Origin of the sequence: Leclercia sp. CFBP8987, from assembly GCF_034044995.2 — a bacterium.
GTDB lineage: Bacteria > Pseudomonadota > Gammaproteobacteria > Enterobacterales > Enterobacteriaceae > Enterobacter > Enterobacter tamurae.
Genome location: NZ_CM188255.1, coordinates 4,837,628 through 4,849,388, shown reverse-complemented (window position 1 = coordinate 4,849,388; position 11,761 = coordinate 4,837,628). Strand labels below are relative to the sequence as shown.

Annotated in this window: 13 protein-coding genes; all 13 read right to left on the bottom strand. The window is 52.6% G+C overall.

Annotation, left to right across the window (positions count from 1 at the left end; translation table 11 throughout):
• Positions 1–250: 250 nt before the first annotated feature.
• Entirely contained in the window at positions 251–670 is a 420-nt protein-coding gene (locus tag SOM40_RS23355) for a F0F1 ATP synthase subunit epsilon (protein WP_106995541.1), read from the bottom strand.
• 20 nt (positions 671–690) lie between these two features.
• A complete protein-coding gene (atpD, locus tag SOM40_RS23350) occupies positions 691–2,073 on the bottom strand; it encodes a F0F1 ATP synthase subunit beta (RefSeq protein ID WP_106995540.1) in 1,383 nt (460 codons plus the stop codon).
• Positions 2,074–2,099: 26 nt separating this feature from the next.
• Positions 2,100–2,963 (bottom strand): F0F1 ATP synthase subunit gamma, encoded by an 864-nt coding sequence (atpG, locus tag SOM40_RS23345; protein ID WP_106995539.1) that lies wholly within the window; start codon positions 2,961–2,963, stop codon positions 2,100–2,102.
• 50 nt (positions 2,964–3,013) lie between these two features.
• The gene (gene atpA / locus SOM40_RS23340) at positions 3,014–4,555 is read right to left on the bottom strand and encodes a F0F1 ATP synthase subunit alpha (RefSeq protein WP_106995538.1); all 1,542 of its coding nucleotides are present in this window, start codon (positions 4,553–4,555) and stop codon (positions 3,014–3,016) included.
• A gap of 12 nt (positions 4,556–4,567) precedes the next feature.
• Positions 4,568–5,101: a F0F1 ATP synthase subunit delta gene (atpH, locus tag SOM40_RS23335; RefSeq protein ID WP_106995537.1), complete on the bottom strand. Its 534-nt coding sequence runs from the start codon at positions 5,099–5,101 to the stop codon at positions 4,568–4,570.
• Positions 5,102–5,115: 14 nt separating this feature from the next.
• Positions 5,116–5,586 (bottom strand): F0F1 ATP synthase subunit B, encoded by a 471-nt coding sequence (gene atpF, locus SOM40_RS23330; RefSeq protein WP_032615498.1) that lies wholly within the window; start codon positions 5,584–5,586, stop codon positions 5,116–5,118.
• Between the two features lie 53 nt (positions 5,587–5,639).
• Positions 5,640–5,879 carry a F0F1 ATP synthase subunit C gene (gene atpE / locus SOM40_RS23325; protein WP_000429386.1) on the bottom strand — a complete coding sequence of 80 codons (240 nt, stop codon included), beginning with the start codon at positions 5,877–5,879 and terminating at the stop codon, positions 5,640–5,642.
• A 49-nt stretch (positions 5,880–5,928) separates the two neighbouring features.
• A complete protein-coding gene (gene atpB / locus SOM40_RS23320; protein ID WP_106995536.1) occupies positions 5,929–6,744 on the bottom strand; it encodes a F0F1 ATP synthase subunit A in 816 nt (271 codons plus the stop codon).
• Between the two features lie 8 nt (positions 6,745–6,752).
• Positions 6,753–7,133 (bottom strand): F0F1 ATP synthase subunit I, encoded by a 381-nt coding sequence (atpI, locus tag SOM40_RS23315; protein WP_166185005.1) that lies wholly within the window; start codon positions 7,131–7,133, stop codon positions 6,753–6,755.
• A 615-nt stretch (positions 7,134–7,748) separates the two neighbouring features.
• Positions 7,749–8,372: a 16S rRNA (guanine(527)-N(7))-methyltransferase RsmG gene (gene rsmG, locus SOM40_RS23310; RefSeq protein ID WP_312189408.1), complete on the bottom strand. Its 624-nt coding sequence runs from the start codon at positions 8,370–8,372 to the stop codon at positions 7,749–7,751.
• A gap of 105 nt (positions 8,373–8,477) precedes the next feature.
• Positions 8,478–10,367, bottom strand: coding sequence for a tRNA uridine-5-carboxymethylaminomethyl(34) synthesis enzyme MnmG (gene mnmG / locus SOM40_RS23305; protein WP_106995533.1), 1,890 nt, complete (start codon positions 10,365–10,367; stop codon positions 8,478–8,480).
• A 373-nt stretch (positions 10,368–10,740) separates the two neighbouring features.
• Entirely contained in the window at positions 10,741–11,190 is a 450-nt protein-coding gene (gene mioC / locus SOM40_RS23300) for an FMN-binding protein MioC (RefSeq protein ID WP_320530793.1), read from the bottom strand.
• Between the two features lie 89 nt (positions 11,191–11,279).
• On the bottom strand, positions 11,280–11,738 hold the full coding sequence (gene asnC / locus SOM40_RS23295; RefSeq protein WP_014172275.1) for a transcriptional regulator AsnC: 459 nt from the start codon (positions 11,736–11,738) through the stop codon (positions 11,280–11,282).
• Between the last annotated feature and the right edge of the window lie 23 nt (positions 11,739–11,761).

The window sequence follows — 11,761 nt, the reverse complement described above, 5'->3', positions numbered from 1 at the left end:
CGTTCATGTTGCTGAAAAGGGCGATGATTTTGTTGATGGTTTTCATGATGGCATCCTGATGTTTTTGAAGTTCAGTTATGTGACATACATCACAAAACGGAGTCTACTCCTCAACATTTTGCCGATCAATCATTTTGTGAGCTAAATCACAAAATAATAAAACATCGTTTTGATTTCAGATTTAATGAAACGAAACCATAAAAAAAGCCAGCCTGGAGACCAGACTGGCTTTCGTACTTTCAAGCCGGTGTTACATCGCTTTTTTGGTCAACTCGATAACGCGCAGTTTCGCGATCGCTTTGGCCAGCTCTGCAGACGCCTGAGCGTAATCCACGTCGCCATGAGAGCTCTTGATGTGCTCTTCTGCTTTACGCTTCGCTTCCAGAGCTCGCGCTTCGTCGAGATCCTGGCCACGAATTGCGGTATCAGCCAGTACGGTCACGCTGCCAGGTTGCACTTCAATCATGCCCCCGGACAGATAGATAAACTCTTCATGACCGAACTGTTTAACGATGCGGATCATACCAGGCTTAATGGCGGTGAGCAGTGGTGCGTGACCCGGGAAGATACCCAGTTCACCTTCACTACCCGTTACCTGGATTTTCTCGACCAGACCAGAGAACATTTGTTGCTCTGCGCTGACGACGTCCAGGTGGTAAGTCATTGCCATATCACCCTCCGATTAAGGCGTTAAAGTTTTTTGGCTTTTTCCACGGCTTCGTCGATGGAACCCACCATATAGAACGCCTGCTCCGGCAGGTGATCGTATTCGCCTTCCATGATGCCTTTAAAGCCACGGATGGTGTCTTTCAGCGCAACGTATTTGCCCGGAGAACCGGTAAATACTTCTGCTACGAAGAACGGCTGGGAGAGGAAGCGCTGGATCTTACGTGCGCGTGCTACCACCAGTTTGTCTTCTTCAGACAGTTCATCCATACCCAGGATGGCGATGATGTCTTTCAGTTCCTGATAACGCTGCAGCAGGGACTGTACGCCACGCGCGGTGTCGTAGTGTTCCTGACCAACAACCAGTGGATCCAGCTGACGGCTGGTGGAGTCCAGCGGGTCAACGGCCGGGTAGATACCCAGAGACGCGATCTGACGGCTCAGTACCACGGTTGCATCTAAGTGAGCAAAGGTGGTGGCTGGTGATGGGTCAGTCAAGTCATCCGCAGGTACGTATACCGCCTGAACGGAGGTGATAGAACCGGTTTTGGTAGAGGTGATACGTTCCTGCAGAACACCCATCTCTTCCGCCAGGGTCGGCTGGTAGCCTACCGCTGATGGCATACGACCCAGCAGTGCGGATACTTCCGTACCGGCCAGGGTGTAACGGTAGATGTTGTCAACGAACAGCAGTACGTCACGACCTTCGTCACGGAACTTCTCAGCCATGGTCAGGCCGGTCAGCGCAACGCGCAGACGGTTTCCTGGTGGCTCGTTCATCTGGCCGTAAACCAGGGATACTTTGTCCAGAACGTTGGAGTCGGTCATTTCGTGGTAGAAGTCGTTACCCTCACGAGTACGCTCACCCACGCCTGCAAACACGGAGTAACCGGAGTGCTCGATCGCGATGTTACGGATCAGCTCCATCATGTTTACGGTTTTACCCACACCCGCACCGCCGAACAGACCGACTTTACCGCCCTTCGCGAACGGACACATCAGGTCGATAACTTTGATGCCGGTTTCCAGCAGTTCCTGAGAGCTGGACAGCTCTTCATAGGAAGGTGCTGAACGGTGAATAGCCCAACGCTCTTCTTCGCCGATATCGCCTTTCATGTCGATCGGCTGACCCAGGACGTTCATGATACGACCCAGGGTTGCTTTACCTACTGGTACTTCGATTGGGTGCTCGAGATCTTTTACATCCAGACCACGACGCAGACCGTCGGAAGAACCCATGGCGATGGTACGCACGATACCACCACCGAGCTGCTGCTGAACTTCCAGCACCAGCTGCTCATTACCATTCTGAACCTCAAGAGCATCGTACACGCGCGGTACGGCATCCTGAGGGAATTCGACGTCAACCACGGCGCCGATTACCTGGACAATTTTTCCAGTAGCCATCTTGAATCCTCTACGAATTAACCTGGTTATACCGCGGATGCACCACCGACGATCTCGGTGAGTTCCTGAGTAATGCTGGCCTGACGAGCTTTGTTGTATACCAACTGCAGCTCTTTAATCAGGCTGCCGCCATTGTCGGTCGCGGCTTTCATCGCCACCATACGTGCGGCCTGCTCGCTGGCCAGGTTTTCTACCACACCCTGATAAACCTGGGATTCAACGTAACGACGCAGCAGGGTATCCAGCAGCGGTTTCGGATCGGGTTCATACAGGTAATCCCAGGATTTATGCTTCAACTCAGCATCATCTGATGCCGGTAACGGCAGCAGTTGCGTGAGGGTCGGAACCTGAGACATGGTGTTAATAAATTTGTTGTTTACAACGTACAACCTGTCCAGACGGCCTTCATCAAAGGCCTGCAACATCACTTTTACCGGGCCGATCAGTTCGGACAGGGACGGGTTATCACCCATACCGGTCACCTGGGCGACAATATTGCCACCTACGGAATTAAAGAAAGAGACGCCTTTAGAGCCGATCATCGCGATTTCGCTCTGAACGCCTTTATCAGACCAGACTTTCATATCCGCCAGCAGCTTTTTGAACAGGTTAATGTTCAAGCCACCGCACAAACCACGGTCGGTCGACACCACCAGGTAGCCCACGCGCTTAACGTCGCGTTCTTCCAGGTAAGGATGCTTATATTCCAGATTACCGCTCGCAAGGTGACCAATCACTTTGCGCATGGTATCTGCATAAGGACGGCTGGCCGCCATGCGTTCCTGCGATTTACGCATTTTGGACGCGGCGACCATTTCCATCGCTTTAGTGATCTTTTGCGTGTTCTGGACGCTTGCGATCTTACTACGTATCTCTTTTGCGCCGGCCATGAGCTTCTCCTCAATGCCTTGCGGTCTGCCCTAAGACAGACCGCCAGACGTTACCAGGACTGGGTTGCTTTGAAGGAATCGAGCAGGCTCTTCAGCTTGCCTTCGATTTCGTCGTTATAGCCACCGGACTGGTTAATCTCTTGCATCAGCGGAGCGTGGTCACGGTCAGCGAAAGCCAGCAGTGCGGCTTCGAAGCTACCGATTTTCGCCAGTTCTACATCCCCCAGATAACCACGTTCTGCTGCGAACAGTACCAAGCCCTGCTGTGCGACTGACATAGGGGCATACTGTTTCTGTTTCAGCAGTTCGGTCACTTTCTGACCGTGGTCAAGCTGTTTACGGGTTGCATCGTCAAGATCGGATGCAAACTGGGAGAACGCTGCCAGTTCACGATACTGTGCCAGCGCGGTACGGATACCACCGGACAGTTTCTTGATGATCTTGGTCTGCGCTGCACCACCCACACGGGATACGGAGATACCCGGGTTAACTGCCGGACGAATACCGGAGTTAAACAGGTTGGTTTCCAGGAAGATCTGACCATCGGTAATGGAGATTACGTTGGTCGGAACGAACGCAGAAACGTCACCCGCCTGGGTTTCGATGATTGGCAGTGCGGTCAGAGAACCGGTCTGGCCTTTCACTTCACCTTTAGTGAAGTTCTCAACGTATTCCGCGTTAACGCGGGATGCACGCTCCAGCAGACGGGAGTGCAGATAGAATACGTCGCCCGGGAATGCTTCACGTCCTGGTGGACGACGGAGCAGCAGGGAAACCTGACGGTATGCAACGGCCTGTTTGGACAGGTCATCATAAACGATCAGAGCATCTTCACCGCGGTCACGGAAGTATTCGCCCATTGCGCAACCGGCATACGGTGCCAGGTATTGCAGTGCAGCAGATTCAGAAGCGGTAGCCACAACAACGATGGTGTTAGCCAGCGCGCCGTGCTCTTCCAGTTTACGAACCACGTTGGAAATGGTGGACGCTTTCTGGCCGATAGCCACGTACACACATTTGATGCCGGAATCGCGCTGGTTGATGATCGCATCGATTGCCATCGCGGTTTTACCGGTCTGACGGTCACCGATGATCAGCTCACGCTGGCCACGGCCGATTGGGATCATCGCATCAACGGATTTATAACCGGTCTGCACCGGCTGGTCGACGGACTGACGGTCGATTACGCCCGGGGCGATAACTTCGATTGGCGAGAAGCCATCGTTATCAACCGGACCTTTACCGTCGATTGGCGCACCCAGGGTGTTCACCACGCGACCCAGCAGGCCACGGCCAACTGGAACTTCAAGAATACGGCCAGTACACTTAACCTTCATGCCTTCGGCGAGGTCAGCGTAAGGACCCATCACAACTGCACCTACGGAGTCGCGCTCCAGGTTCAGTGCGATAGCGTAACGGTTACCCGGCAGGGAGATCATTTCACCCTGCATACAATCGGCCAGGCCGTGGATGCGGATAACACCGTCGCTTACAGAAACAATAGTACCTTCGTTGTGAGCTTCACTCACAACACTGAACTGAGCAATGCGCTGCTTGATCAGTTCGCTGATTTCGGTGGAATTCAGTTGCATGCTCCAGTCCCCTTAAGACTGCAAGACGTCTGCAAGGCGCTCAAGACGGCCGCGTACGCTGCCATCAATGACCATATCACCCGCTCGGATGATTACGCCCGCCATTACAGACTTATCGATATTGCAATTCAGCTTCACTTTGCGTGACAGACGTTTTTCCATCGCGGCGGTGATTTTCGCAAGCTGTTCGTTACTCAGCTCAGACGCAGAAGTTACCTGAACTTCAACGGTGGCTTCACTGAGGGCACGTAAGTGCTCGAACTGCTCAAGAACATCCGGGAGCGCTTTCAGACGACCATTTTCTGCCATTACCCGAATCAGGTTCTGACCGTTAGTGTCTAACTGCTCACCGCAAATGGCGATGAACGAACTGGCGAGGGTTTCTGGTGCCAGTGCACCTGAAAGCATCTCGGCCATGTGTTCGTTTTTCGTTACCTCAGCGGCAAACGCCAGCATGTTCTGCCAGCGATCGACATTTTGGTGTTCGATAGCAAAGTCAAAAGCTGCTTTGGCGTAGGGGCGAGCTACCGTAACAAATTCAGACATCAGCCCCTCCCTCCTTACAGTTCAGCGACAAGTTTGTCCACGATGTCGCTGTTAGCAGCTTCATCCACGGAACGTTCGATGATCTTCTCGGCGCCAGCAACAGCCAGAATCGCGACCTGCTTACGCAGCTCTTCGCGAGCACGTTTACGCTCGGCATCAATTTCTGCCTGCGCTTGCGTCACGATTTTAGTACGTTCCTGTTCTGCTTCAGCTTTCGCTTCGTCCAGGATCTGAGAACGACGTTTGTTCGCCTGCTCGATGATTACCTGGGCTTCCGCTTTCGCTTTTTTCAGCTGGTCGGTCGCGTTGGCCTGTGCAAGGTCCAAATCTTTCTTAGCGCGTTCTGCAGAAGCCAGTCCGTCAGAAATTTCTTTCTGACGTTTTTCGATGGCTGCCATTAAAGGCGGCCATACGTACTTCATGCAGAACCAGACAAAGATAACAAACGCGATGGCCTGGCCGAGGATTGTTGCGTTCATGTTCACAGCACAATACCTCTTTAAATTTACAACTGTGGCTTAGGGTTTAAATCTACTTACTACGCGACAGCAAACATCACGTACAGACCCAGACCTACAGCGATCATCGGGATAGCATCCACCAGACCCATAACAATAAAGAACTGAGTACGCAGCAGAGGAATCAGATCCGGTTGACGCGCTGCGCCTTCCAGGAATTTGCCCCCGAGGATGCCGATACCGATCGCAGCACCGATAGCCGCCAGACCCATCATCACAGCGGCAGCCATGTACAGCAGATCCATATTCAGGTTTTCCATGACAGTCTCCAGTTTGTTTCAGTTAAAACGTAGTAGTGTTGGTAAAGAATCAGTGCTCTTCAGATGCCATCGACAGATAGACGATCGTCAGAACCATGAAGATAAAGGCTTGCAGCGTAATGATCAGGATGTGGAAAATGGCCCAAGGCACATTCAGAATCCACTGTGACCACCACGGCAGAAGACCCGCGATCAGAATGAAAATCAGCTCACCCGCATACATGTTGCCGAACAGTCGCAGACCGAGAGAAATCGGTTTGGACAGCAGGCTAACGCCTTCCAGGATCAGGTTGATCGGAATAAACGCCCAGTGGTTGAACGGCTGCAAGGTAAGCTCTTTCACGAAGCCGCCTACACCTTTCATTTTGATGCTGTAGAAAAGAATCAGGATGAATACGCCCAGTGCCATGGACAGGGTGATGTTCACGTCAGCAGACGGCACCACACGCAGGGCAGGCAGACCGAAGATATGCTCGCCGATAAACGGCAGCAGGTCGATCGGCAGCAGGTCCATCAGGTTCATCAGGAAGACCCACACAAAGACGGTCAGCGCCAGCGGTGCAATCACCTTGCTCTTGCCGTGGTACATGTCTTTGACGCTGCCATGGACGAAGCCAATGATCATTTCGATGAAGGTCTGGAATTTCCCTGGAACGCCGCTGGTTGCACGTTTCGCAACGCCGCGGAAAATGGCCAGGAACAACAGACCCAGTGCCACCGAGAAGAACATGGAGTCGATATTGATCGTCCAGAAGGTGGCTGGGGGGTTATGCGGATCCACCAGCGAGAATGTACGCAGGTCCAGCTGAAGGTTATTCAGATGGTGTCCTATGTAATCCTGCGGCGTCATATTTTCTGAAGCCATGATGCCTTTTACCCTTTGTTATTGATTACAGCTGGCGCCAGAACTTGTACCACCAGCACCAAAACCCACGTCACTATCAGCGGCAGAAATACCACTTTAAAAACCGCCAGCGCCATCACCAGTAGAGCAAAGGTCAGCAACACCTTACACACTTCGCCCAGAGCGAAGGACCAGGCCATGCGGCCTTTGGCAGGTGTATGCGCCTGATGACGCCAGGCAAAAATCATAAACAACATATTCGGCAAAACGACTGCCAAACCTCCGCTTACCGCAGAGATGCCCCAGAAGGGGTCTTTGAGGCAGAACAGCAATCCACTTGCTATCACCGCCAGAAACTGAATGAACAGAAGCTTACGAGCAACGTTTCGACTCAAGAGCGACACAGACATCACGTTTTTACTCCTGCTCACTTCGAGGTATGTCGCGTGTCGTATAAAACGTCCTTTAGGGCTCAGAGTCAAGCAGCAAAAAGCGGTCAAATTATACGGTGCGTCCCCGTGATTTCAAACAATAAGTAGCGAAAAGGTGAATAAATGTTTAAATATTTTTCCCCGGCGCTATTTCTTAACTTTTCGTCAAACTGTGAATGACTCATCAAAACTGCAAACTACGCGGAAACATTGGCGATAAAGCGTGCACAGGATCACAAAATACACATTTACGATAAGGTCGAATAATTGAAATCAGTAAGTCGCTATATTTCATCTTTATGATATTAAAGAGTAATTTAAGTAACTATTTACAAAACAGCCCTGTATACAACAAAAACCTTTTATTGACATTTATAATAAATATTTAACATTACGATCTGGTTACTAACCCCTACTTTTAGCAAGCTGATATTTTCAGGGTTTATTATATTTTGGGTTAACTACACACTCAGGTTAACCCAAAGAAAATCCACAGTAAAAAAGCGGTTAAATTAACGCTGGCTATTTCTTAACCTTCAGACTGTTTTTTAACATACTTAGAACAGCACAATTTCCACATTTTTTATTATTTTTTTAAAAACTGTTTGGTTTAACGATCACCAGATGGCGCTCACCTTCCAGCTGTGGAACGCGTAATTTGATGGCGGACTCCACCTCAAACCCGTCCGGCAGTTGTGCGATTTCATCTTCAGGCAGGATGCCTTTCAGGGCATAAAACCGTCCGTTCTGTGCAGGCAGATGCTTACACCAGCCGATCATGTCGTTGAGCGAGGCAAAGGCCCGGCTGATCACGCCATCAAACGGCGGCTCGGCGGGATACTCCTCTACCCTACTCTGTACCGGGTAAATATTTTCCAGCTTCAGTTCATGTTGAACCTGGCGCAGGAAGCGCACGCGCTTGCCCAGACTGTCCAGCAGCGTGAACTGGCACTCAGGACGCACGATAGAGAGTGGGATACCCGGCAGGCCTGGACCGGTGCCGACATCAATAAAACGCTCACCCTGGAGATGAGGCGCCACGACGATGCTGTCGAGGATGTGACGCACCAGCATCTCGTTCGGGTCGCGTACCGAGGTGAGGTTATAGGCCTTGTTCCATTTGTGCAGCATATCGACATACCCCACCAGCTGATTTTTCTGGTGATCGGTGAGCGAAATACCGGCTTGATCCAGCAGACGAGTGAGTTTGTTAAGCACGGAGAATACCTGTTGAGATGCGTTTTGGCGGGTGGCGCTACGCTTACCCGCCCTACGGAGTTCTGTAGGCCCGGATCGCTACGCATCACCGGGCAGTTCTTACGATTATGCGCTGCGGCGCAGCATACCCTGTTTTTTCAGCCACACCAGCAGAATGGAGATGGCCGCAGGCGTGACGCCGGAAATGCGCGATGCCTGGCCGATGGACGACGGTTTATGGTCGTTCAGCTTGGCGATCACCTCGTTGGAGAGGCCGTTAACCTGACGGTAATCCAGCGTGGCCGGGAGGATCGTGCTCTCGTTACGCTGCTGTTTCTCGATCTCATCCTGCTGACGGGCGATATAGCCTTCGTATTTCACCTGAATTTCGACCTGCTCGGCGGCCTGCACGTCATCCAGACCCGGCGCGAACGGCGTCATCTGGATCAGCTGGTCGTAGGTCATCTCCGGACGACGGAGCAGATCTTCCCCGCTCGCTTCACGGGAAAGCGGCGCAGACAGGTGAGCATTCACTTCGTCTACAGATTCGGTGGTTGGGTTGACCCAGGTGGACTTCAGGCGCTGACGTTCGCGCTCGATGGTCTCCAGCTTCTCGTTGAAACGCGCCCAGCGCGCATCATCCACCAGACCCAGCTCACGCCCTTTTTCGGTCAGACGCAGGTCGGCGTTGTCTTCACGCAGCATCAGACGGTATTCCGCCCGAGAGGTAAACATGCGGTACGGCTCTTTGGTCCCGAGGGTGCAAAGGTCGTCCACCAGCACGCCAAGGTAAGCCTGAGAACGACCCGGCGCCCAGCCCTCTTTCTCGGCAGAGAAACGCGCGGCGTTGAGACCGGCCAGCAGCCCCTGCGCGGCGGCTTCTTCGTAACCGGTCGTGCCGTTGATTTGGCCCGCGAAGAACAGCCCCTGAATAAATTTGCTTTCCAGGGTCGGCTTCAGGTCACGCGGATCGAAGAAGTCATACTCGATGGCATAGCCCGGACGGACAATCTTCGCATTCTCCATCCCCTGCATCGAACGGACGATCTGCATCTGTACGTCGAACGGCAGGCTGGTGGAGATACCGTTAGGGTAGATCTCGTTGGAGGTCAACCCTTCCGGCTCGAGGAAGATCTGGTGCTGGTTACGATCGGCAAAGCGCATCACCTTGTCTTCGATCGACGGGCAGTAACGTGGGCCGATCCCTTCGATCACGCCGGCATACATCGGGCTGCGATCGAGGTTGCTGCGGATCACGTCATGGGTTTTCTCGTTGGTGTGCGTGACATAGCACGGCACCTGGCGCGGATGCTGATCCACGTTGCCCATGAACGAGAAGACCGGCATTGGGTTATCGCCGTGCTGTTGTGCGAGCACGCTGAAATCGATAGTGCGGGCGTCAATACGCGGCGGCGTGCCGGTTTTCAGGCGGCTGACGCGCAGCGGCAGCTCGCGCAGACGACGCGACAGCGGAATGGACGGCGGATCGCCAGCACGGCCACCGCTGTAGTTATCCAGTCCGATATGAATTTTACCATCGAGGAAAGTCCCGACGGTCAGTACGACGGCTTTGGCACGGAACTTCAGACCCATCTGGGTCACGGCGCCAACAACACGATCGTTTTCGACGATCAGATCCTCAACCGCCTGCTGGAAGATCATCAGGTTCGGCTGATTCTCCAGTGCGGTGCGTACCGCCTGGCGATAGAGCACGCGGTCTGCCTGTGCACGGGTGGCACGAACGGCAGGGCCTTTGCTCGCGTTTAGTATCCTAAACTGAATGCCGGCATGATCGATCGCGGTGGCCATCAGGCCGCCAAGGGCATCCACTTCTTTTACCAGGTGTCCTTTCCCAATGCCGCCAATCGCCGGATTACAGGACATCTGTCCTAGCGTGTCGATATTGTGTGTCAAAAGCAGGGTCTGTTGACCCATTCGCGCCGCGGCCATTGCGGCCTCGGTGCCTGCATGACCCCCGCCAATGATGATGACGTCAAAAGGATCCTGATAAAACATGGTGGTCTGCCTCGCGTAAAGCGGTAAGAAAATGGATTGAAGCCCGGGCCGTGGATTCTACTCAACTTTAGTCGATCGAGAAAGCACTGGGATCCTGACTATTAAAAAGAAGATCTTCTTATTTAGAGATCTGTTTTATTGTGATCTCTTATTAGGATCGCGGTTTTCTGTGGATAAGCCGGATCTCCCGAAGAAGATCATGCGTTTAGAGAGGATCGTTTGCTGTGAATGATCGGTGATCCTGCAACGTATAAGCTGGGATCAGATCGACGACTTATGCACAGCACAAAAAGTAATCATGAGTTGTTCTTGGGATAACTACCGGTTGATCCAAGCTTTTAACCAGAGTTATCCACATCTGATCGCATGATCTTTAATCGTTTTTGAGTAAATTTTTCCATTCAGCCAGCCAAAGTTCCGCTGGATCTTCCGGAATATCGTGATCGAGGATGTTGATCTTCAGCGTTTCACCGATCTGTTGTGCCCCACAGGACTTCAGTTCGGTCTCCACTTTCTCAACGGCACCGCAGAAAGTGTCATATTCCCGGCTGCCGATGCCGATCGCCCCAAACCGGACGTTCGCCAGGTCAGGCTGATGCTCTTTTAGCTCTTCATATAAAGGAAGAAGGTTATCCGGAATATCGCCGGCACCGTGGGTGGAGGTGATCAACAGCCAGATCCCGTCGATCGGCAGATCTTCTAATAACGGTCCGTGCAGCGTTTCGGTGGAAAAACCCGCATCTTCCAGCTTTTCAGCCAGGTGTTCCGCTACATATTCAGCCCCGCCGAGGGTGCTGCCGCTAATAAGAGTAATATCTGCCATGGATCGCTCGCTCATATAAAGAGGGATCATTGTACGCTGTGAGCGAGCTGGGATCTACCTGTGGAAAATGTGGGAATGAATTTGCCCGATCAGGGGCGGATGGTACGCATGATCGGGTTCTGCAGGGAGATCAGCGTCTCGGTGGACTGAATTTCATCAATTGTTTGGATCTTGTTGATAAGTACCTGCTGCAGGGCGTCGATCGATCGGCACATCACCTTAATAAAGATGCTGTAGTGCCCGGTGGTGTAGTAAGCCTCGGTCACCTCCTCTAGCGCGTTGAGCTTTGCCAGCGCCGAGGGGTAGTCTTTGGCGCTCTTCAGAATGATGCCGATAAAGCAGCAGACGTCGTACCCCAGCTGTTTGGGGCTAACGTCAATACGCGCCCCGGTAATGATCCCCGCCTGCTTCATCTTCTCTACGCGCACATGAATGGTGCCCGGGCTAACGCCAAACTGTTTGGCCAGTTCGGCATAGGCCGTGCGGGCATTGGCCATCAGCGCCTCAAGGATGCCGCGGTCCAGATTGTCGATCTGATAATTTTCCATAGCTTTTTCTTATGAAGATTAAT